This window comes from Winogradskyella damuponensis (assembly GCF_039538385.1).
GTDB classification, from domain to species: domain Bacteria; phylum Bacteroidota; class Bacteroidia; order Flavobacteriales; family Flavobacteriaceae; genus Winogradskyella; species Winogradskyella damuponensis.
This window is the reverse complement of record NZ_BAABCB010000020.1, coordinates 133,750-157,610: the sequence shown is the minus strand read 5'-3', so window position 1 is coordinate 157,610 and position 23,861 is coordinate 133,750. Positions and strand designations below refer to the sequence as shown.

General features: G+C 32.8%; 21 protein-coding genes. 17 read left to right on the top strand and 4 right to left on the bottom strand.

What is annotated here, in order from left to right:
* Positions 1-57: 57 nt before the first annotated feature.
* From ABD730_RS12545 to ABD730_RS12535, 3 genes are all read left to right on the top strand, one after another.
* Positions 58-1,965, top strand: a complete 1,908-nt coding sequence (locus ABD730_RS12545) for a LysM peptidoglycan-binding domain-containing protein (RefSeq protein WP_334470036.1) — start codon at positions 58-60, stop codon at positions 1,963-1,965.
* 62 nt (positions 1,966-2,027) lie between these two features.
* Positions 2,028-2,561, top strand: a complete 534-nt coding sequence (locus tag ABD730_RS12540) for a DUF922 domain-containing protein (RefSeq protein WP_334470038.1) — start codon at positions 2,028-2,030, stop codon at positions 2,559-2,561.
* An 84-nt stretch (positions 2,562-2,645) separates the two neighbouring features.
* On the top strand, positions 2,646-2,873 hold the full coding sequence (locus tag ABD730_RS12535) for a DUF3820 family protein (protein WP_215924199.1): 228 nt from the start codon (positions 2,646-2,648) through the stop codon (positions 2,871-2,873).
* A gap of 73 nt (positions 2,874-2,946) precedes the next feature.
* On the opposite strand, the gene ABD730_RS12530 is transcribed toward ABD730_RS12535, so the two are convergent.
* Positions 2,947-3,828, bottom strand: a complete 882-nt coding sequence (locus ABD730_RS12530) for an acyltransferase family protein (RefSeq protein ID WP_334470042.1) — start codon at positions 3,826-3,828, stop codon at positions 2,947-2,949.
* Between the two features lie 587 nt (positions 3,829-4,415).
* On the opposite strand from ABD730_RS12530, the gene pyrG reads away from it, so the two are divergent.
* Positions 4,416-6,032 carry a CTP synthase gene (pyrG, locus tag ABD730_RS12525; protein ID WP_334470044.1) on the top strand — a complete coding sequence of 539 codons (1,617 nt, stop codon included), beginning with the start codon at positions 4,416-4,418 and terminating at the stop codon, positions 6,030-6,032.
* Between the two features lie 122 nt (positions 6,033-6,154).
* Entirely contained in the window at positions 6,155-8,053 is a 1,899-nt protein-coding gene (gene yidC, locus ABD730_RS12520; protein ID WP_344715096.1) for a membrane protein insertase YidC, read from the top strand.
* Between the two features lie 266 nt (positions 8,054-8,319).
* On the opposite strand, the gene ABD730_RS12515 is transcribed toward yidC, so the two are convergent.
* Positions 8,320-9,312 (bottom strand): fasciclin domain-containing protein, encoded by a 993-nt coding sequence (locus ABD730_RS12515; protein ID WP_344715094.1) that lies wholly within the window; start codon positions 9,310-9,312, stop codon positions 8,320-8,322.
* Between the two features lie 64 nt (positions 9,313-9,376).
* Here ABD730_RS12515 and ABD730_RS12510 point away from each other — a divergent pair, with 64 nt between their 5' ends.
* From ABD730_RS12510 to ABD730_RS12470, 9 genes are all read left to right on the top strand, one after another.
* Positions 9,377-10,087 carry a toxin-antitoxin system YwqK family antitoxin gene (locus ABD730_RS12510; RefSeq protein ID WP_334470049.1) on the top strand — a complete coding sequence of 237 codons (711 nt, stop codon included), beginning with the start codon at positions 9,377-9,379 and terminating at the stop codon, positions 10,085-10,087.
* Between the two features lie 214 nt (positions 10,088-10,301).
* Entirely contained in the window at positions 10,302-11,489 is a 1,188-nt protein-coding gene (gene mnmA, locus ABD730_RS12505; protein WP_344715091.1) for a tRNA 2-thiouridine(34) synthase MnmA, read from the top strand.
* Between the two features lie 105 nt (positions 11,490-11,594).
* Positions 11,595-13,220: a S8 family serine peptidase gene (locus ABD730_RS12500; RefSeq protein WP_344715089.1), complete on the top strand. Its 1,626-nt coding sequence runs from the start codon at positions 11,595-11,597 to the stop codon at positions 13,218-13,220.
* A gap of 157 nt (positions 13,221-13,377) precedes the next feature.
* Positions 13,378-14,319, top strand: a complete 942-nt coding sequence (locus ABD730_RS12495) for an NAD(P)H-dependent flavin oxidoreductase (RefSeq protein WP_344715087.1) — start codon at positions 13,378-13,380, stop codon at positions 14,317-14,319.
* 195 nt (positions 14,320-14,514) lie between these two features.
* A complete protein-coding gene (locus ABD730_RS12490; RefSeq protein ID WP_344715085.1) occupies positions 14,515-15,987 on the top strand; it encodes a potassium/proton antiporter in 1,473 nt (490 codons plus the stop codon).
* Between the two features lie 131 nt (positions 15,988-16,118).
* Positions 16,119-16,628, top strand: coding sequence for a DUF3124 domain-containing protein (locus tag ABD730_RS12485; protein WP_344715083.1), 510 nt, complete (start codon positions 16,119-16,121; stop codon positions 16,626-16,628).
* A 108-nt stretch (positions 16,629-16,736) separates the two neighbouring features.
* Positions 16,737-18,116: an MATE family efflux transporter gene (locus tag ABD730_RS12480; RefSeq protein ID WP_334470059.1), complete on the top strand. Its 1,380-nt coding sequence runs from the start codon at positions 16,737-16,739 to the stop codon at positions 18,114-18,116.
* A 120-nt stretch (positions 18,117-18,236) separates the two neighbouring features.
* A complete protein-coding gene (locus ABD730_RS12475) occupies positions 18,237-18,464 on the top strand; it encodes a hypothetical protein (protein ID WP_215924224.1) in 228 nt (75 codons plus the stop codon).
* Positions 18,464-19,030, top strand: a complete 567-nt coding sequence (locus ABD730_RS12470) for a phosphatase PAP2 family protein (RefSeq protein ID WP_334470062.1) — start codon at positions 18,464-18,466, stop codon at positions 19,028-19,030. Before ABD730_RS12475 ends, ABD730_RS12470 begins: the two co-directional genes overlap by 1 nt.
* 69 nt (positions 19,031-19,099) lie before the next feature.
* On the opposite strand, the gene meaB is transcribed toward ABD730_RS12470, so the two are convergent.
* On the bottom strand, positions 19,100-20,179 hold the full coding sequence (gene meaB / locus ABD730_RS12465) for a methylmalonyl Co-A mutase-associated GTPase MeaB (protein WP_334470064.1): 1,080 nt from the start codon (positions 20,177-20,179) through the stop codon (positions 19,100-19,102).
* A gap of 27 nt (positions 20,180-20,206) precedes the next feature.
* Positions 20,207-20,773 (bottom strand): DUF2911 domain-containing protein, encoded by a 567-nt coding sequence (locus ABD730_RS12460; RefSeq protein WP_334470066.1) that lies wholly within the window; start codon positions 20,771-20,773, stop codon positions 20,207-20,209.
* Positions 20,774-20,954: 181 nt separating this feature from the next.
* On the opposite strand from ABD730_RS12460, the gene ABD730_RS12455 reads away from it, so the two are divergent.
* The 3 genes from ABD730_RS12455 (at position 20,955) to ABD730_RS12445 (ending at position 23,777) form a co-directional block, all read left to right on the top strand.
* Positions 20,955-21,542, top strand: coding sequence for an RNA polymerase sigma factor (locus tag ABD730_RS12455; RefSeq protein ID WP_344715078.1), 588 nt, complete (start codon positions 20,955-20,957; stop codon positions 21,540-21,542).
* A complete protein-coding gene (locus ABD730_RS12450; RefSeq protein WP_344715075.1) occupies positions 21,526-22,095 on the top strand; it encodes a hypothetical protein in 570 nt (189 codons plus the stop codon). Before ABD730_RS12455 ends, ABD730_RS12450 begins: the two co-directional genes overlap by 17 nt.
* Positions 22,096-22,214: 119 nt before the next feature.
* Positions 22,215-23,777, top strand: coding sequence for a hypothetical protein (locus tag ABD730_RS12445; protein WP_344715073.1), 1,563 nt, complete (start codon positions 22,215-22,217; stop codon positions 23,775-23,777).
* The last annotated feature ends 84 nt before the right edge of the window (positions 23,778-23,861 follow it).

Sequence of the window (23,861 nt, the reverse complement as noted above, 5' to 3'; positions counted from 1 at the left end):
AAATAAGAACGAATTGCTTAGCAATGTCAAAGTACAGTTTGTTGTAAAATAGAATACATGAAGAACATTTTAACCATCATATTAATTGCGTTTACCTTTGGTTTAACGGCTCAAAATTATATTGAGCATACGGTAAAAACAGGGGAAACAATAGAGAGTATTTCTAAGAAGTATTTAGTAACTCCTTTTGATATTTACGCACTTAATCCTGATGCAAAACGTAAATTTCAGCCTAATACAATATTGATTATTCCGAATTCAAAAATAAAGAATGAACCAATTGTAGGCGAAAGCAGAGAACTTATTGACTATAAAAATCATAAGGTAAAACGTAAAGAAACGTTATATGGTTTAGCACAAAAATATAACGTTTCTGAAGATGAGATAAAGAAAGCAAATCGATTCTTGTATTCTGAAAACCTTAAAAAAGGAGATAAAATTAGAATTCCAAGGTATAGAACAGTTGTTTCTAAGCAAACCTTGACCAATACCGTAAAAAAATATACTGTATTACCTAAGGAGGGCAAATGGAGAATTGCCTATAAATTTGGCATTACTGTCGCAGAATTAGAAGCTTTAAATCCTTTTATGAATGAAACCATTCAGCCAGGAGATGAGCTTAATGTGCCAAATATTGAAGATAAAGAAGAAAAAACAGTAGAAGCAAGTTTTGGTTTTTACGAAGTATTACCAAAAGAAACATTTTATAGCCTTAAGGGGAAACTTAATTTAACACAAGAACAATTAGAGCAATTAAATCCTGAATTAAAAACAACAGGTTTAAAAGCAGGAATGGTGCTAAAGGTGCCAGCAGATGTAGATACAACAGGACGTATGGCAACTGTAGGTAAAACAAACTTAAAAACGAGTTTAATAAACTTTAAGACTAAAAAAATAGCCTTAATGATGCCTTATCAGCTGCACCGAATTGATGTAGATTCTGTTGAAGAAGTTAAAGACCAAATTAAAAATAGTAGACGTTTATCGGCTGTTTTAGATTTTCATGTTGGTGTATTAATGGCATTAGATTCGGCAAAGCAATTAGGGATTTCAACAGACTTAAAGGTTTTAGATACACGTTATAATATTGCAGCGACAAGAAAGTTATTAGACGAAAATGATTTTTCAGATTACGATGCGGTTATTGGTCCAATGGAAGAGACGAGTTTTAATCGTGTGGCCATGGCATTAAAGGCAAATCATGTTCCTGTAATTGCAGCGATGAATAAACCTAAGGAAGTTTATAGCAATGTATTTCAAACCATTCCAGACGATAAATTGTTGCGCAAGGCAATGGTAGATTTTGTAAAAGCAGATAGCTTAAAGACAAAAGTTGTTATTATTTCTGATCAAGCTCATAAAGTAGGAAGTCAAGCTCTACAAAACGAGTTTCCAAACTCGAAACTCATATTATCGAGAATGGATAAGAAAAATAAAACTAAAGATGCGCATTATATTTATCCTGCAGATATACAAAATGTGTTTTCTGCTGGTAAAACATATGTGTTTTTACAAACCAATAATAACTCGTTTATTTCTAGTGTAATAAGTTTATTAAATGGTTTAGTGGTAAATAAAACTGAAATAGTTTTAGTAACAACAGATAAGAATAAAGCATTTGAAGGTAAAGATATAGACAATATTAGTTTGTCTAAATTAAAGTTTCACTATCCTTCTATACATAAAGATTTTGATGAAACAAAGTCTAACGGTTTTGTTAAAGCTTATAGAAAAGCATATGGTGTTTCACCGAGTAAGTATGCTGCTCGTGGGTTTGATATAACATTAGATCTTTTAATGCGATTGGCTTCTGCAGAAAATTTATATATTGCTTCTAAAGATACTATTGAAACAGAGTATATAGAAAATAAATTTAGATATAATAAAGTGCTTTTTGGAGGTTATGTTAATCAAGCGGTTTACGTTGTAAAGTTTGATGATTTACGAATTGTAGAAGCAAAATAGTTGCAAGAATACCCTCAAAAAAAGCTTATAGATTATATCCTAAATATTAAAATTAATCACCCTTGAAAAGCTTACTTATATTTTTTACTTTATTATGTGTTGGGATTTTTTCTAATGAAGAAACCGTAACATGGGATGAAACATCTAAGCTTACTTGGGCAGATTTTAAGGCAGAGCCAGATGCAGAATCCGATGCTGTTGCTTTAACGGCCTCAGGGATTACCTTTGGCTATTCTCTAAAGACGGCTGGTAAAAGAATTGCAGCGGTTTCAACCACTGTAGAAGCTCATTTTTATCCTAATAAATCGTGGTATTTAAAAGATAAAGGAAACGCTCATATTTTAGCTCACGAGCAATTGCATTTTGATATAACAGAACTCTACGCACGAAAGTTTAGACAACAATTAGCTGAGCTTGAGGTTAATCAAAATATAAAAGCGCAGATGAATGCATTACACAATGCCATTAACGAGGCTGTTAGCAAAACTCAAAAACGTTATGACCAAGAGACTATGCATTCTATGAATATTGAAAAACAAAAAGAATGGGAAGTTTTTATTGGGAAAGAGCTTAAAGCTTTAGATCAATTTAAATAGTAATTGTTTGAAAGCTAGTACTTCATTTATCAATCCTATAAAAAGCAATACGCTACTTTTATTTACACATAAAATTTAATTAAAATGGAATTAGATGGCACGGTTTTAATTGAATTGGCACATTATAAAATGCCTTTTGGTAAATACAAAGATCAATATCTCGTAGATATTCCAGAATATTATTACATCTGGTACCAACAAAAAGGGTTTCCTCAAGGTAAGCTAGGAAAGATGATGGCACAAATGTGTGATATTAAAATTAACGGTTTAGAAGAGTTAATTTATACCATCCGAAGAGATTTTAGGAAGTGATATTAGAGGGTTGTCTTAATGCTGACCTAAGTAATTTGTAGTAATAGTTTTCGCTTTTTTATGCTTTGTTTTTTTATCGTCCTCCACTCAATATCTTAAGAAAATCATACTTTTTTGTGACTAAAAAAAAGACATATACAAGAAGTAAGGCCATTGCAATTTGAGCAACTATTTTTAGTATTGGATCCTCAATAAACGTGGTTAATATAGGATATGAGATTACAATAATAGGAGAGTGGTACAAATGCAGTAAATAAGAAAATCTACCTGTATTATAAAACTTAATTTGAATATCTATTAATAGAATAAATATCAAAAATGCGATAGGAAATTTTAGAAAATCAACGTAGAAAAAACCTAAAATAACACTTAAGATAACAGAGGTAATGATTAAGGTTTTTTTATCAATCTTGTTGTGATATTTTGAGTATAAAACACCAATTAAAAATAAAAACGCGACATCTAACCTTAAGATTAGTGTACCAAGTAATAAGAAAGGGAGTATAACAAATAGCGTTTTAAACTCTTTTTGAGTGACTAAAGCAATGATTGAAAAAATAACAAATATGTCTCTTATGAAATAGGTAGGCGGATTTATTGGAGCTGAGTTTAAAGAGAAGAGCCCTTCTGTTATTAGAGACAAATCAAAACTTAATCGATTTAGAGGATTATATCCTAAAATATAGTACACAAACAAGACTAAAATTAAAACAACCATATTGGCAATTAGATATGGAATTAATAAACTTTTAATCTTTTTAAAAAATAAATTTTGTTTATGTCTAGATACTTCAAAATATAAATAACCTGAAATTATTGAAAGAATTGCAGTGCCATAAGGCGGAATTTGTTCTACTATAACATAAGCTATACCATATTCCAATTCATTTTTAGTATGAGTAAATACAATTAGTATTACTGCAATTAACCTAATTAATTCGATACTTGGTTTCATTCAATTAACTGTTGTCAATGTCTTTATATGGATATGCAAGCATTTTTATACTTCTATATATTAAAGTTGTTGCAGTATTCTATGTAAATGTTTTATATAAAATGTAAAACGAAGGTAGAAGAAATATTTAGAAAGACAAACCTTCAAATTTATAAGATAGGTTTCTCTGGGTTCTAAATTTTTTTCAAAACGAGTAACCCTTGCACTTATTTTAATTCGCCTCTTGATTAATGTGCTTAAATTAAGACTATGTTTTAGAAATGTGTGTTTAGAACTGCAAGTGTCTTTTTCTCATTTAAAATTTCCTATACATCTGTTCGATTAGCGTTTCTTTTATAGCGTAAATGCTTAGTGTATTCCCTTAATTGGTTTTAAGTCGTAATCCTTTTATCATCTAAAAGCATTGTGAGCTTGTTTTTAGCGTGTAATGTATTATGAAATGGTGTTTGTAATGGCTTGACAGTCATTGTGTAAGTTCGTTATTTGTTTGTGGTAGTCCATAAAAATAAGAACATATTAACAAACCATAAACAATTCATAGATAACTCGTTTTATTTCGTAAATTTGCCTGCGTTTAACAGCGCAATATGACCACAAACCCTAAATATATATTTGTAACAGGAGGCGTGTCTTCTTCTCTAGGAAAAGGCATAATAGCAGCATCTCTAGCTAAACTCTTGCAAGCACAAGGTTACAGAGCAACCATTCAAAAATTAGATCCGTACATTAACATTGATCCAGGAACTCTAAATCCGTATGAACATGGCGAATGTTACGTTACAGATGATGGAGCAGAAACTGACTTAGATCTGGGCCATTATGAACGTTTTTTAAACGTACCAACATCGCAGGCTAACAACGTTACAACTGGTAGAATCTATCAAAGTGTAATAGATAAGGAAAGGCGTGGTGAGTTTTTAGGTAAAACGGTTCAAGTTATTCCACATATTACCGACGAGATTAAACGAAGAATTCAAATTCTTGGAAACTCTGGAGATTATGATATCGTGATAACTGAAATCGGTGGAACTGTTGGAGATATAGAGTCTTTGCCATACATTGAAGCTGTAAGACAGCTAGAATGGGATTTAGGCGAACACAATACATGTGTTATTCATTTAACGCTAGTACCTTATCTTTCTGCAGCAGGAGAATTAAAAACCAAACCAACCCAACACAGTGTAAAAACATTGATGGAAAGTGGTGTACAAGCTGATGTTTTGGTCTGTAGAACAGAGCACAAACTTAGCGATAGTATTAAAACAAAGTTGGCACGTTTTTGTAATGTAAAAAAGGAAGCGGTTATAGAATCTATAGATGCTTCAACTATTTACGATGTGCCAAATTTAATGTTAGAAGAAGGTTTGGATAAAGTTGTTTTAAATCAGCTACAACTCAAAAGTGATGTGCCAGATTTGAAACGTTGGAATGAATTTTTAAAACGTCATAAAAATCCTAAAAGCGAAGTTACTATTGGTTTAATTGGAAAATATGTAGAGCTTCAGGATTCTTATAAATCTATTTTAGAATCATTTATTCATGCTGGAGCAGAAAATGAAGTTAAGGTTAATGTAGAGCCTATTCATTCAGAATATTTATCTAAGAGTAATATTGACTTTAAGCTAGGTCATTTGGATGGTGTTTTAGTTGCACCTGGATTTGGCGAACGTGGTATTGAAGGTAAAATTGAAGCGGTACGTTTTGTGCGTGAACAAAATATTCCTTTTTTAGGTATTTGTTTAGGTATGCAAATGGCCGTTATAGAATATGCTAGAAACGTACTAAATCTTAAAGACGCGAATTCTGTAGAAATGGATGAGCAAACTCCAGATCCTGTAATTAATTTAATGGCGTCACAAAAAGATGTGGTTAATAAAGGAGGTACTATGCGTTTAGGTACTTGGGATTGTAATCTAGAAAAAGATAGTATTGCTTATAAGGTATATAAAACCGAAACGATTACAGAAAGACACAGACATCGTTTTGAGTTTAATAGCGATTATAAAGCTCAATTTGAAAAGTCTGGTATGAAAGCTACAGGTTTTAATCCAGAAACGGGCTTAGTAGAAATTGTAGAAATACCAGAAAACAATTGGTTTGTTGGTGTTCAGTACCATCCAGAGTATAAGAGTACAGTGAAAAATCCACATCCATTATTTGTCGCTTTTGTGGCTGCAACATTAAAATATAAAAAGAAAAAATAATAAAAAAATGTGCCACTTTGGCGTAAAATAGATTTTGGATAACTATTTGAGTTATGCAATTGTTACCATACAAGACCTGTTGGGTTTCTCTAACCTTACGGGTCTAAAACTGAAAAATAAACATGGAAGAAAAAAAATTCGATATTAAATCTATAATAGGTTTTATCCTCATATTCGGAATTTTGGTATTTATGATGTACCAAAATCAGCCCACTCCAGAAGAGCTCGAAGCACAGAAAAAAGCAGAGCAAGAAAAATTGGAAGCTGAGAAGAACAGCAGTAAGCAAACTGAAACTTTGGTTACCACTTCAGAAGATTATGGAACTTCTCAGGTTTTAGATTCAACACAGCTTGTTGCTGCTCAAAGTAAATTAGGAGCATTATCTTATGCTTTAACAGTGCCAGGAGAAGCAATAACAACCGTTAATACAGATGTTTTTGAACTAAAATTTAACAGAAAAGGTGGTTATTTAGCAGAAGTAAAGCTGAAGAATTTTGTAGACTATGATTCGGTGCCAATTTATTTAATTAAGGATGGTAATAGTGCTTTTAATATCACCTTTGGTACATCGGATAATCGTACATTCAATTCTAAAGATTTACCATTTCAACCTAGTGTAACTAAAAGCGGAGACCATACCGTTGTGTCTATGAAACTTAAAGTTTCTGAAACTGCATTTTTAGAATACCGTTATGAGTTGAAACCAAATGACTATATGATTGATTTCTCAGTTAAATCTCAAGGGTTAAGTGGGGTTTTTAATACATCACAACCTTTAGAACTCAATTGGGATTTAAAAGCGTACCGTCATGCAAAAAGCATCAGTTACGAGAATAGATATACAGATATTCATTACGAGCACGAAAACGGTAAACCAGATTATACAGGTGCAAGAGATACCGAAGAGGATTTAGAAGATGTCACTTGGATTGGTTATAAACAACATTTCTTTACTTCTGTTTTATTAACAGATAAAGCTTTTAAAAGGGCAAGAATAGAAGCTGAAGATTTAGTTGAAGATGAGGAAATAGATACTGTTTTTACAAAACAATTTTCATCTAAAATTCCATTAGCATACCAAGGTGGTGAGATAAATCAACCTATGGACTTTTATTTTGGACCAAGTGATTTTAAGGTTTTAAACAGCTATGGTAGAAATTTAGATGAAATTGTACCATTTGGTTGGGGCATTTTTGGGTGGATAAACCGCTATATCTTTATGCCTTTATTTTCATTTTTAGGTAGTTTCCTTCCTTATGGAATTGCTATTGTAGTTATGACTATTTTAACTAAAATAGTACTGTCATTTGTACAATACAAACAATTTTTGTCTCAGGCTAAAATGAAAATTTTAAAGCCAGAATTAGATGCTGTTAGAGAAAAGTACAAAGACAACAAATTAAAAGCACAGCAAGAAACTATGGCTATTCAAAGTCGAGCAGGCGCCAGTCCTCTAAGTGGTTGTTTGCCTGGTCTAATGCAAATCCCTGTGTTTTATGCCTTGTTTCAATTTTTCCCATCAGCTTTCGATTTAAGACAGCAACCGTTTTTATGGGCTAAAGATTTAAGTTCTTACGATTCTATTTTAGACTTACCATTTCATATTCCTTTTTATGGTAGTCATGTTAGTTTATTTCCAATTTTAGCTGCTATTGCTATTTTCTTCTATATGAAAATGACAACAGGTCAGCAAATGGCAACACAGCCAACTCAAGAAGGGATGCCAGATATGGCAAAAATGATGAAGTATATGATTTACTTCTCTCCACTTTTAATGTTGGTATTCTTTAATAACTATGCTTCTGGATTAAGTTTATATTACTTTATCTCTAACTTAATTAGTATTGGTATTATGTTAGTAATCAAAAATTATATTATTGATGAAGAAAAAGTGCTAGCTAAGATTGAAGTAAGTAAAACAAAGCCTAAGAAACAAAACAAGTTTCAGAAGAAAATGGCTGAGATGATGGAGCAAGCAGAGCAACAAAAACAAGCACAACAAAAAGGCAAAAAGAAATAATCATTTTTGTCTAAATACTAATAAGTAAATTATAGCCTCAACATTTTTGTTGAGGCTATTTTATTAAATGATTTTAACGCGCAGAAAACAACGTTTCTAAGGATGCAGATACAAGGGGATTGTAGATTGTCTTAATCTAACTTAATGCTGTATTTGTCTTTTCTTAAATAGGATAATAAAAAAAGACCCAAACCTTTTACAGTTTGAGCCTCTTAACTAATTAATCAACCTAAAAAGTTGTGAGGTTATATGCCTCATTATTTTATTTATTGCATTGGTAAAAGCACCATGTCAATAACATGTACAACACCATTCATAGATTGGATGTCTACTAAACTAGTAACAATATTACTGACGCGGTTATTAGAGTCCGTTAAAGTAAATGCAGAATTATCAGCAGTAATTTCACCGCCTAATGTCATAACCGCTCCGTTTGGTAAACCGCTAGATTGTATGTTGCCACTAACGATATGATAGGTTAATACAGCGTCAACTGTTGCAGGATCTAAATCTGCAAGAGCAGTATTTCCTGAAGGATCTAATTCTACTAATAAATTAGAGAAAGCATCGTTAGTTGGTGCAAATACTGTAAACGGTCCAGCAGTAGCATCAGATACTGTAGCAATGTATGGTACTGTTGGTGTACCCGAATCAGCTAATTCTAATGCTGCCACTAAATTTGATAAAGCAGGATTAGTAGTCGCAAAGGTTGCGATTGTAGGTAAGCCAATGACTTCATCAACAATGTGTACAATTCCATTGCTTGCAACATTATCTGCATTTGTAACTGTTGAAGATCCATTCAACATCACTCCATTAGAAGTGGTAAAGTACAAACTTAAATTTGCCTCATTAGGTCCTATTGCTGCAGTATTGGTATAACCAGATTCAGCATCAACTAAGTTTGTAGATGTTAGAGTGCTACCAATAATAACATGGTTTAATAAAATGTTTTTAACTAAGGCTTTTTCAGCTGTAGACAAGTTGTCTAGATCTAAACCAGTTTCCGATAGTAATTGTGCAAATGCATCATTACTAGGGGCAAATACAGTAAAAGGACCTTCACCTTGTAAGGTTGTGACTAAGTCTGTTGCCTGCAATGCTGCAGCTAAAGACGTTAAATTGTTTTCTATGGCGATGTCAACCACTGTTGTTGGCGTTGGTGATGTCCCATTGTCATCATCATCACTACAAGCAGTAATACCTACAACTAATAGAAATACTGTAAGTAATTTGAAGTTTTTTGAAATAATTTTCATTGTTTTGAGTTTTATATTGTTCAACATTGCAAACTTATATCAGTTTGTTTAACAAAAATACGAAATGATTAAACAAAAAGTTTTTACGATTTTCACTTTAACACTATTTTTAACATCTGTCTATGCTCAAAATCCAGTGAATCAATTTGATAAAGACGGGCTACGACACGGTATTTGGACTAAAAACTATCATAACACAGATCAAAAACGTTATGAAGGGGTATTTAAGCATGGTAAAGAAATTGACTCATTTAAATACTATACGTTATCTGCAGGAAAAAGTGTTTTGAGTGCTATAAAAGTTTTTAATGAAAAAGACAGTATTGCAGATGTTACTTTTTTAGCTTCAACTAAAAAAGTGATTAGTGAAGGTAAAATGAATGGTAAACGATTTATTGGTACATGGACGTTTTACCATAAAAACTCTTCGGCCAAAATGATTGTTGAAAATTATAATGAAAACGGGTTACTAGAAGGTGAGCGCTTTGTTTATTTTAAAAATGGATTGGTAGCAGAAAGTGCTCATTATAAAAATGGTTTATTACATGGAGAGTCAAAATGGTTTTCAGAAAAGAATGTATTGTTAAGGCATACACATTATAAAGACGATCATTTAGAAGGTAAAACCATTAATTATGATGCTAATGGTAATATAACTTCAGAAGGTAATTATATTAAAAGCCAGAAAAAAGGCATTTGGAAATATTATAAAGATGGTAAGCTTACAAAAAAAATAGACCACACCACACAAGAAGTGTTATACAAGAAAGAATAGTTTATAACTATATAATGTATAGAATTTCAGAATGGCAATCTTAATAGGATTGCCTTTTTTATTTTGTAATTTTGCCGAAGTTTTTCGAACTAAAATAGTATCATTATTATAATGTTAGTGTTTTAGGTTGTCCTCTTAAAAGGACTGGAGGGATGTTTAAAAAAGCATCTAGTTATTAATTAAAAAGAGATACTTGCTTTTGCAGGTAATTAATATGAAAAGAGTCATTGTAGGACTTTCGGGAGGAGTAGATTCCAGTGTAGCAGCCTATCTTTTAAAAGCGCAAGGTTATGAGGTTATAGGTCTGTTTATGAAAAATTGGCATGATGATTCCGTAACCATTTCAGACGAATGTCCTTGGTTAGAAGATAGTAACGATGCCATGCTTGTGGCAGATAAATTAGGTATTCCTTTTCAAACGGTCGATTTAAGCGTGCAATACAAAGAACGTATTGTAGATTATATGTTTAATGAATATGAAAAAGGACGCACACCAAATCCTGATGTCCTTTGCAACCGTGAAATAAAGTTTGATGTCTTTATGGATATCGCTTTAGAATTAGGTGCAGATTACGTGGCAACGGGGCATTATTGTAGAAAAGGCACGATTGAAAAAGACGGAAAACAAATCCATCAGTTGTTAGCTGGAGCAGATGATAATAAAGACCAATCGTATTTTCTTTGTCAATTATCACAACAGCAATTGGCAAAAGCATTATTTCCTATTGGAGAATTACAAAAACCAGAAGTAAGAGCAATAGCCAAAGCTCAAGGTTTAATAACAGCCGAAAAGAAAGATTCTCAAGGTTTATGTTTTATAGGAAAAGTAAGATTGCCAGAGTTTTTGCAACAGCAACTAAAACCAAAAGAGGGGCATATTGTTGAGGTGGCAGATACGTTTGAAATGTATAGCCAAGTTTTACCGCAATTTGATTCTAAAGAGAATGAATTAGAATTCTTATCTAAAAAACCAATATATCATTTAACAGATGGAACAGTAGTTGGCAAGCATCAAGGAGCACATTATTTTACTAAAGGTCAACGAAAAGGTTTGGGCGTTGGAGGTACTGTAGAGCCTTTATTTGTAATTGATACTGACGTTAAAGAAAATATAATATATACAGGTCAAGGTAAACAACATCCTGGTTTATACAGAAATGTGTTGTTTGTTACCAATGAAGAACTGCATTGGGTTAGAGAAGATTTAGCTTTAAAGGACGGTGAAACAATGTCTGTAATGGCTAGAATTCGCTATAGACAAAATTTAGAAAAGGCCACCTTATATAAGGTTAATTCTGGTATGTATGTAGAGTTTGAAAATAAGCAGTCTGCAATTACCGAAGGTCAATTTGTTGCTTGGTATTTGGAAGATGAATTACTAGGTTCGGGAGTTATTTCCTAAATTACAGTTGATGTATTTAGGTGTTTATGATTGAACAATTTGTGTTTTTAACCATAAGATAGTTCACTAATAACTATGTTTTTAAGTTCAATAATTAATGGTCCTATGAAAAAGATTTTTACACTTCTATGTTTAGTGGTTATCGCTAACAGTTTTGCGCAACAAGATGCATGGGTTTATTTCACAGATAAACCAAACGTTGCCGCTTCAATAGCAAACCCAATTAGTATACTCACTCAAAAAGCAATAGATAGAAAACAAAATCATAATGTGGCTATTGACGAACGTGATGTGCCCGTAAATGAAACTTATATTTCAGATATAAAAGCCCAAACAGGAATTACAGCCTTAGCAAAATCGAAATGGTTTAATGCGGTTCATGTTAGAGGAACAGAAGAAGCTATAAATGCTTTAAGTAGTCTAACGTTTGTAGAACGTATAGATTTTGCAGATCATAATTTGAATTCTGCATCACGAAGTTATACAAGCCTAAATAAGACCGAAATTGAAGAAGAAACAATTGCATTTACTTATGGAGATACTCAAAATCAAGTAGAAATGATTAATGTCGATAATCTTCATTTAGCGGATTTTACAGGAGAAGGTATAACTATTGCTGTTATGGATTCTGGCTTCCCCAATGCAAATACTATGGGTGCATTTCAGCGGTTACGAGATAACAATGATTTGTTAGATGGTTATGATTTTGTAGATAGAACCTCAGAAATATATGCATTTACAGGTAGTAATCACGGTACAAAAGTATTGAGTACTATGGCTGGTTTTATTCAAGATCAGTTTGTAGGAACAGCGCCAGATGCTTCTTATTATTTATTTAGAACAGAAGATTCTGGAAGTGAAAATCCTGTAGAAGAAAGTTATTGGGTAGAAGCAGCCGAGCGCGCAGATAGTTTAGGTGTAGATATGATTAATACATCTCTAGGGTATCGTATGTTTGACAATCCTAATTACAATTATACTCCCGCAGATATGAATGGGCAAGTCACCTTTATTGCTAAAGGAGCTGCTATTGCCGTAGAAAAAGGAATCTTAGTTGTGGTAAGTGCAGGTAACTCTGGCGCAACAGATTGGCAAACCGTTGGGTCTCCTGGCGACTCTCCAGCTGTGTTGTCTATTGGAGCTGTAGATGAAAATGGCGACTATGTAGCTTTTAGTTCACAAGGAGGAGCAGCACAAATAGGTTATCAAAAACCAGATGTAGTGGCTAGAGGTGGAGCTGCTTATGTTATAAATGAGTTTAATAGTATTGTTCAAAATAATGGGACTTCTTTTAGTGGACCTATTCTTTGTGGAGGTATTGCGTCATTATGGCAAGCCATTCCAGATGCTTCACCTACAGAAATTATGGATTATGTTAGGCAATCTGCATCACAATTTAATGCGCCTGATGATTTTTTAGGCTATGGGATACCAGATTTAGATCTAGCCCTAAGTAATGCCTTATCTATAGATAAATCTCAAATTGAAAACTTTAGTTTTTATCCAAATCCAGTAGAAACAAGACTTAATATTAAAATACCTTCTACTGTAAATCAATTAGAAGTGTCAATTTATAATCAATTGGGTCAAGAGGTTTTGAATCAATGGATAACTAAAGATTTAAGTTTTGTCAATGTATCAGATTTAGCTTCAGGGATTTATTTCATTAAATTGGCTACAACAAATAATTCTAAAACAGTTAAGTTCATTAAAGGTCAAAGTCATAATTAATGTCAGTTTAAGTGATTTTGAGGTATGAGAAATTGTATCGAGAACTGTGTGGACTACAATTCCTGTGGTATAATAAAAATTAACCTCAATTTCAATCGTGAAATTCACTTGAATTACCGAAATTTATACACTATTATAACAGATATAATTTTAGAATATGGCAAATAGAATCACATCACTATTCAATATAAAATATCCAATTATTCAAGCGGGAATGATTTGGAATAGCGGCTGGAAATTAGCATCTGCAGCAAGTAATTCAGGAATCTTAGGTTTAATTGGCGCAGGTTCTATGTATCCAGATGTTTTACGAGAACACATACAAAAATGTAAAGCTGCAACAGATCAACCATTTGGTGTTAATGTACCAATGTTATATCCAAATGTTCAGGAAATCATGGATATTATTGTTGAAGAAGGTGTAAAAGTTGTCTTTACTTCTGCAGGAAATCCAAAGACATGGACCAAATGGTTACAAGACAAAGGTATTACAGTGGTGCACGTGGTTAGTAGTGTGAAGTTTGCATTAAAAGCACAAGAAGCAGGAGTAGATGCCATTGTAGCCGAAGGTTTTGAAGCGGGAGGACACAATGGAAGAGATGAAACTACGACTTTGACGTTGATTCCAATGGTAAAAGAGCAACTTCAAATTCCGTTAATTGCAGCAGGAGGTATCGCCACAGGAAAAGCCATGTTAGCTTGTATGGTGCTAGGTGCTGATGGAGTACAAGTGGGTAGCCGATTTGTAGCGAGTGAAGAATCTTCAGCACACCAAGCATTTAAACAAGTTGTAGTTGATGCTAAAGAGGGAGACACGCAGCTTACTTTAAAAGAATTAGCTCCTGTGAGATTAATAAAGAATAAATTCTATAACGAGCTACAAGAACTTTATAAAACGAGCCCAACACCAGAGCAACTTAAAGAATTATTAGGTAGAGCTAGAGCCAAACGCGGTATGTTTGAAGGAGATTTAGAAGATGGAGAGCTTGAGATAGGCCAAATAGCAGGTTTAATTCATGATGTAAAACCTGTGGCAGCAATTGTTGATAATATGATAAGTGAGTTTGAGGAAGCCAAGAAAATGTTAAGTGCATTATAGTTTTTAAATTAAACACGCTTAAACAGCTATAAGTCTCATAATTAAAGTGGTTTAATATTATTAAAATTGTTGAATTTAACCTTGTTTTTTATAAGTTGATAAATTATTGAACTACTACATTTTAAAACGCTTAATTACTTATTTTTTTTTAATAAAAAACCTAAATTTGTGCTTACTAATTTTAACTAGTAGCGTATGAATTTAACCACTGAAAACATCCTCTTAATAGGTTCTCTTTTACTTTTTATAAGTATTATAGTAGGAAAAACATCTTATAAATTTGGAGTACCAACATTAATACTTTTTTTAGCAATAGGGATGTTAGCCGGTTCAGACGGTATTGGTGGTATTCGTTTTGATGATCCTAAATTAGCACAGTTTATAGGTATTGTCTCTCTTAACTTTATATTGTTTTCTGGTGGTCTAGATACCAATTTTAAAGCCATAAAACCCATTCTTAAAGAAGGTTTGGTGTTGTCTACTCTAGGAGTATTTCTTACCGCAGCAACTCTTGGTGTCTTTGTTTGGTTTGTTACCGATTTTACTATTTATGAAAGTTTGTTGTTGGGATCTATTGTGTCTTCTACAGATGCAGCAGCTGTTTTTTCTATTTTGCGTTCCAAAAACTTAGCATTAAAAACAAATTTAAGACCAACATTAGAGTTAGAAAGTGGAAGTAATGATCCCATGGCTTATGTATTAACGTTGGCTTGTTTAAGTTTAGTTATTAATCAAGACCAGAGTGTTTTTACCATGGTTCTAATGTTTTTTCAGCAAATGATCTTAGGTGGTATTGCTGGTTTTGCCTTTGGTAAATTGAGTAAGATTATTATCAATAGAATTAAATTAGGTTTTGAAGGGCTTTATCCTGTTTTGGTAATTGCGCTAATGTTTATTACATTTTCTGCAACTGATTTTGTTGGAGGAAATGGATTTCTCGCCATTTATATATGTGCAGTGTATTTAGGAAACCAAGATTTAATCCATAAATCTACAATTCTTAAAATGTTTGATGGGATAGCATGGTTAATGCAAATTGTATTATTCCTTACCTTAGGCTTACTTGTTTTTCCGTCGCATATTATTCCTTATATGGGCATAGGATTGTTAATTTCAGTATTCTTAATTCTTGTTGCACGACCAGTTGCGGTATTTATAAGTCTCATCTTTTTTAAAATGAAAATGAGAAGGCGGTTTTATATCTCTTGGGTGGGGTTACGTGGTGCCGTTCCTATAGTGTTTGCCACCTATCCGCTTTTGGCAGGCATTGATAAAGCCAATATGATATTTAATATTGTCTTCTTTATTTCTGTAACCTCTGTTTTAATTCAAGGAACAACCTTATCGCTTTTTGCAAAATGGCTAAATGTGGCGTTGCCAGAAGAAGTAAAACCTATTGCAGAGAATGATCGTTATATTCTTAACTTGCCTAAATCAGCAATGGAAGAAATCTTAATACCACCTAATAGTTTTGCGGTAGACAAACGAATTATAGATTTACATTTTCCTAAGTCTGCATTTATTGTAATGATTAAGCGTAATGATAAGTTTGTGCGTCCGGGAGGTTCTACAGTTATTGAAGCTAATGATACTCTAGTGCTTCTATTAGATAATGAAGATAGCTTAAGTGATGTAAAAGAAATACTTAATCAAGCTTTAATAGGTTAAGATTGGTATTTCACTTTAGCTTCGTAACTAATATTATTTAATTTTTATTTGCAGTTTTAAAATTTATCGCTATAATTAAATTAACTTCCAATCTATTATTTTATAACCTATCATATATCAAATATCACATCATGAAAAAAATAATAACTTTACTTATAGTGCTTTTTGGTTTTTACTCTTGCAATGATATTTTAGGTAAGGAAGAATATGAAAAAGTTAATTGGAACGCCAGAGAAGCCACTATAAAACCTTCAGATTCGTTAGAAGTGGGGAAATCATATTTGTCTGTTTATTCTCAAATCTATAGTTATTCACAGCACAAAACGTATAATCTTACAGCGATGATAAGTATAAGAAATACAAGTGCTAAAGACACTATTTATTTGTCTAAAGTCGACTATTATGATACACATGGCGCCTTGTTAAAAACGTATATTGACAAACCTGCTTATTTAACTCCTATGGAAACCATAGATATTATTATCAACGAAGTAGATGATGCAGGTGGTACAGGTGGTAATTTTATTTTTGATTGGAAAACACCTAAAAATTGCCCTGAACCCATTTTTGAAGGAGTGATGACTTCTACGTCTGGTCAGCAAGGTTTATCTTTTTTAACACAAGCTAAAAGAATTGATTAATAACCTTTTATTTTGAGAATTATAAAGACCTGTTAAAATTTTAAAAGCCCCTTATCATTTACCAAATTATTCATTCTTAAAACTAAATGGAAGTATTACTTTTGCGCCATGGTTTTAAGCAACTACACTAAAGAATTTAGATACAATCTTAAGCTCGCATCTCCTGTGATGTTGGGTATGCTTGGTCATACCTTTGTGAGCTTTATAGACAATATCATGGTAGGCCAATTAGGTGCAGCAGAATTAGCAGCAGTATCTTTAGGTAACAGCTTTATTTTTATTGCCATGTCTATAGGAATTGGTTTTTCCACAGCCATTACACCTTTAGTGGCAGAAGCTGATACTGAAGGAAATTTTGAAAAAGGAAAGTCAGTGTTTAAACATGGCCTTTTTCTTTGTACAGTTTTAGGATTGATTTTATTTGGCATCTTATTATTTGCTAAACCTTTGATGTATATTATGGATCAGCCAGAAGAAGTCGTGAATTTGGCTATTCCTTATTTAGACTTGGTGGCATTTTCTTTAGTGCCATTAATCATTTTTCAGGCATTTAAGCAATTTAGTGATGGTTTGTCGCTAACCAAATACCCTATGTATGCTACAATAGTTGCCAATTTACTAAACGTCGCTATTAATTATGTGTTGATTTTTGGAAAGTTTGGTTTTCCTGAAATGGGTATAGTTGGAGCCGCAGTTGGAACCTTAGTTTCTCGTTTTGTTATGGTAGCTTATTTATGGTGGTTGCTAGCTAAACGCGAAAAATCGAAAGCGTATGTGACTAATCTAAAGTTCTTTCAATTAAGTAAACAGCCTATTAAAAAACTAAGCAATCTAGGACTGCCAAGTGCTATGCAAATGTTTTTTGAAGTTGGTATTTTTACGGCAGCTATATGGTTAAGTGGAACATTGGGGGCAAATGCTCAAGCAGCTAATCAAATTGCATTAAATTTATCCTCAATGACTTTTATGGTGGCAACAGGATTGAGCGTTGCTGCTATGGTTAGGGTAGGAAATCAAAAAGGATTAAAAGATTTTAAAGCTTTAAAACGTATAGCAGAATCTATATTCTTAGTCGGTTTTATTTTTGCGGTGATTTTTGCCTTACTCTTTGTGGCGTTTCATCAAATGCTTCCTGATTTGTATGTCGATTTAGATGATCCTGAAAATGCAGTAGATACAGCAGAAGTCGTAAAGATTGCAGCTACATTATTATTAACAGCAGCTGTTTTTCAGATAAGTGATAGTCTTCAAGTTATTGCACTTGGCGCTTTACGTGGTTTACAAGACGTAAAAATTCCAACCATAATTACTTTTATTTCGTATTGGGTTGTAGGTTTTCCTATTAGTTATTATTTAGGGAAAGCAGAAGCTTATGGAAGTCTTGGTATTTGGATTGGATTAATTGCAGGATTAACTGTAGCCGCTATTCTCTTGTTTATTAGATTTAATTTGCTGACTAAGAAACTTATAGTTAAATCATCTAACTAACGGGTGATTTTTATTGGTGTTTTGATATTTTAATATTAGTCGAGTAGCTCATTCAAAATCTATATATTTGTAACTTAAATTCGGAAAGCTTCGGGTTTTTAAATACACAATTCAAAAAAAATGGAACTACCAAAATTTATATTAGGAGACAATACAGATTATCCTAATGCCATATTTATTATACATACAGAATTTCCTCGTTTTATTATTAATCTTGAAAATGATGAGGTAGAATGGTTTGAAGAATTCGATCAGCACGATGAAAAAGAATTAGAAACGGAAACTGAGAACTACATTCAACAAGCAACAGATTTCTACGATAGAGAAATTGCGAGATACGACGAGTAATGCTAGACCAACTTATACAATACGATGAAGAACTTTTCTTGTTCCTTAATAATTTAGGGTCTGAGTCTTGGGATGGTTTATGGTTAGTTATAACCAATAAGCTAACTTTTATTCCGTTGTATGCTCTATTATTATATGTGATTTTTAAAAAATACGGCTGGAAAACATTGCTATTAATGGTCTTTGTTATTGCAGCTATGATCACATTTACCGATCAAATCACGAATCTTTTTAAGTATACTTTTCAGCGTCCAAGGCCTTGTAGAGCAGAAGGAGTGATGGACTTTACACGTTTTATAGCGCCTCGTTGTGGTTTATATGGCTTTTTCTCAGGACATGCCTCCAATTCCATGGCTGCTGCGATTTTCGCTGGTCTAATATTAAAACCTTATTTTAAGAATCTTATATATGTTTTAATACTTTGGAGTTTAGTTGTGGCTTATAGTCGCATTTATGTTGGAGTACATTATCCGTTAGATTTGTTATGTGGTTTAACTTTTGGAGCTTTATCTGGTTTTGGGTTTTATAAGTTGCACAATTATCTTATTAAAAGATATATGCGTTAATTCCGACTTTGTAAGCTTATTTCTTCGTTTTGTAATCTAAGTTAAAACAAAAACCTTTTCTATTTTGCTCTAAAGTGAAAGTAAGTATTCAGCGGCAGCGAAAGGCGTTGTTTTTCCTGTTTCAACTAAAGCGATTTGCATTGGTAATTCAACTTTTATCTTAGCTGAATTATAAAACTTAGATTTTAAACGGTCTTCTATAGTTTGGAGTAACCAAAATTTATTTTGATTATTTCTGTTAGTTTCAAAATATTGGTTTTCTGAAGTCGTTTTGGTGTAATCTTCAATCATAGTCCAAACATCAGAGATGCCTTCACGTTTAAGAGCACTACATAAAGATACTTTTGGCGACCAATCCGAGGCTTTTGCAGGATATAAATGCAATGCTCTATTAAATTCTACTTTTGCAGATTTTGCGGCTTTTATGTTTTCTCCATCCGCTTTATTAATTACTATGGCATCTGCCATTTCTATAATACCGCGTTTAATACCTTGCAGCTCATCTCCAGCTCCTGCTAATTTTAATAATAAAAAGAAGTCTACCATACTGTGAACGGCTGTTTCACTTTGTCCTACACCAACGGTTTCAATTATAATAGTGTCAAAACCGGCAGCTTCACATAAAATTATAGTCTCACGTGTTTTCCTAGCTACACCACCTAAAGAATCACCAGAAGGTGAGGGTCTTATAAATGCATTTTGGTTTTTTACCAAATCTTCCATTCGGGTTTTGTCACCTAAAATACTACCTCTACTTAAGCTACTACTTGGGTCAACAGCTAAGACTGCAACTTTTTTATTTAAAGTCGTTAAATGAATTCCAAAAGCTTCAATAAAGGTGCTTTTGCCTACACCAGGCACTCCAGTAATACCTATTCTTATAGATTTATTGGCATAGGGTAAACATTTGGTAATTATTTCGTTTGCTTTTTTTGAATGTGTAGGATTTGTACTTTCAATTAAGGTAATAGCTCTACTTAAAGCTGTTATATTTCCTGAAGTAATACCCGAAACTAAATCTTTTACTGAAGGTTGTTTTTTACGATTTGCTTTTATGATTTTAGCAACGTTGGCACTTAAACTGTCAGGAGATTCAACACCATCTTGTTCTTGTAAAGCAGATTGATATGTTTTATTGGTCTTAGCCACTTTTTTATTAATAAAGTTGTAAAAAGGTTAAGATTTTGTATTAGAACGCTCTTCTATGGGCACTTCAATTAAGGTATTGTCCCAAGCCATAGTTAATTTTAAATTCCCTGTTTTATTATCAAAAGCGATGGTGAATTTTTCTACTGTTTCGTCTAATTGTTGTGTTGGAACTTCAATCTCTAAGGCATCGTAGTTAGGATCCCACATAGGCTCCATTTTTTCATTAACACCCCAATCATACTGTTTAGTGTTAAACATGACTTTCCATGATTGTTCCATAGGAACAGTCCAAATGGTATATTTTCCTTTTTTTAAAAGGATACCTTCTATTATCAAATCTTTGTTAGTCTCAAAAGTGGTAGCTTCGTTTGCCCCAGTTCTCCATACTTTTTCAAAAGGTACAAGTGCTCCAAAAACAATACGTTCACGTTTTGATGGTCTGTTGTATTCTACCTTTAAGTTTAAATCGTTAAGTGTAATTTCAGCTGAATCTTTCGGGCTTAAACGAGGTGAAAAAATATTTTCAACAAATGCAGAATATAATAGCAAGCCTAAAGCTAAAATGGATAAGAAAATAAGGAGGCGTTTTAACATAGTTGTTAATCTTAAATAATTCGGGTTAAAAATTTAGAATACAAACTTATGCATTCAAGATTTAAAGATAATTCAAATCCCTAACTTTATAGATGTCAAACGTTGAATTTTATGTAAATCTTATAAAATTGAATTTTTTATTGACGATTCTTGCAACACTTCAATTTTTGTGTCGTCTTTAATGTGTAACCAATCAAAAAACAGAACCAAAATCAGTACGTTTCAAATTCATATTGTTGAAAAATGCAAACAGAATGATAGACAAGCGCAGATGCAATTGTACAATCAATACTGTGACGGCATGCTTATCGTGGCACTTCGATTTGTAAAAGATACGATGGAAGCAGAAGATGTGGTACAAGAAGCGTTTATAAATGCATTTTCAAAATTAGAGCATTTTAAAGCTGAAGTTAGTTTTGGAGCTTGGCTAAAACGGATTGTTATTAATAAATGTATTGATGTTTTAAAGTCGAAAAAACAGCGCATAGTTGAATTAGAAGCGTATCATTTGAATGTTATTGAAGATAATAACGAAGATGATTGGACTGTTGAAGACGATATTACAGTTGAAGATGTAAAACGAGCGATAGAAATCTTGCCTGATAAATACAAATTTGTGGTGTTATTGTATTTAATAGAGGGTTACGACCATAAAGAAATAGCTGAAATTTTGAATATTTCTGAAATCGCATCGCGGACACAGTTATCTAGAGGAAAACAAAAATTAAAGAACGCCTTAAAATTAAAAAAGAATGGGACAAGATCTTAGAAATTTATTTGAAGAAGACCAAAAAGATCAACATATAAAAATGTCTAAAGGTCATGAAGCACGTTTTCTTCAAAAATTAGAAAATGAATTTCCAAAGGAGCAAAAATCAGCCAGCAGATTAAAGATTTTAAATATCGCTGCAAGTGTTGTGTTGCTGTTAGGTTTAGGTTATGGTGGCTATCAGTATTTAAAGCTTCCTGTAGAATCGGTAGAACCAATAAAGGTTGTTAATACCGAAATGAAATCCTTAGGAGATGTTTCACCAGATTTAAAAAAAGTGGAAGATTATTATTTGGCCAGTATTAATTTAGAATTATCTAAAGTACAACTCACCCCAGAGAATAAGGAATTATTTGATGGTTATGTGGAACGGCTAAAAGAGTTAAATGATGAATACAAAACACTAACCATTGAGTTAAATACCAATGGCCCCAATGAAGCCACTTTAGATGCCTTAATTAATAATTTAAAATTTAGACTCAATTTAGTCATGCGACTAAAAGATAAATTACAAGAGTTTAATGACGATGCCTTTTCTGAAGAACGTGTTTAGAAAAACATTGTATTTAAAGTTGTATAAAATCAATCAATCAATCAATCAATCAATCAATCAAATCAAAAAACGAACAGAATTTACTCAGTTGTTCTGGGTATTTTTAAAAATCAAGAATTATGAACAACATTAGAATTTTAGTAATGTGCCTAATAACCACATTGGGTTTTGCACAAAAAAAGATGACTAAAACATCGCAATCGATCAAAGTGAACAAAGAGGTCGTTGTCGATTTAAATACTAGTTATGTAGAGATAGAAATAGATACATGGAACAAAGATGTGGTAGGCGTTGAGGCTTATATTGAAGGCGATAAATTATCTGATGCCGAATTAAAAGACGCTTTAGAAAACTGGAATTTAAAAGTAGAAGGCTCAAGTAACAGCGTGCTTATATCTTCAACAGGAGGAAGCAGTTCTGCATTATTTCCGCATTCAGAGTATTCTAATGCCTTAAAAGAATTAGAGTACCAATTAATCGAATTACCAGAAATACCAGAAATGCCAGAAATGCCAATGATGCCAATGCTACCAGAACTAGTAGAAATGCCAATGGTACCAGAGATGCCCGACATGCCAGTGATGCCAAAGTTACCAACCTTACCAAAAGGAGTAACTACTATAGAATTTGATTATGACCGTTACCAAAAAGATGGTGAAAAGTACTTAGCAGAATGGAGTAAAAAGTATGAAAAGCAAGGTGGAAAAGAATTTCAGAAAAAAATGGAAGACTGGGCACGGAAGTTTGGGGAATCGGGTTACCAAGAAAAAATGAAAAAATGGGGAGAAGACTATGCCAAACGCTTTGAAGGTAAATGGGCGAAGGATATGGAGAAATGGGGAGAGAAATTTGGAGAAAAGTACGGTAAGGATATAGAGAAATGGGGTGAGGAATTTGGTGAAAAATTCGGAAAAGAATGGGAAGAAAAAATGGAAGTTTGGGGAGAGCGCTTGGAGAAACAAATGGAAAAACGGGCAGAAGCTATGGAGAAAAGAGGTGAGTCTTTAGAGAAAAGACAGGAAGCACTTGCCAAGCGACATGAACATCTAGCGGATAGAAGAACTTCTGTTTATATGAAGCGATTAGAATCGGGAAACAATAGTAAAATAAAAAAGGTGATTAAAATTAGAATCCCTAAGAAAGCCAAACTAAAGACTAATATTAGACATGGTGAATTAAAAATAACATCTGCAATACACAATATGAAAGGTGATATTTCACATTCATTTTTAGTAGCAGAATACATTGATGGAAGCGAGACTTCCATCAATGTATCCTATTCTCCGGTAATGGTGAATACTTGGAATTTGGGGACTTTAAATCTCAATTTTGTGGATAAAGCTCAGATTAAAACGGCTCAAAATTTAGTGCTAAATTCTAAATCGTCTAATGTAACGGTAGGTAATTTAATAGACACGGCTATTATTGATGGGAGTTTTGGCGATTTAACAATTTCCAATTTAAGTGCCACTTTTAAAAATCTCAATTTGGTTTTAGAAAATAGCGATGCGCTTATTAATTTACCAAAAGATATAGATTATACCCTTTATTTTAAAGGCAACCGTTCTAGGTACAATAATAAAGTAACAACACAAAAAACACTTCGCAATTATCCAGATGGACAAAGTTCTAACCGAAATATTATGGTGAATGCTAAATTTAGTAATGTGATTATTAATTAATACATTGGCTTTGCTCAGCAACCAATACTGAATCTAACATTTTTAGAATCTGTTTACTCTTCCTGTTTTCCATAAGATAGATTT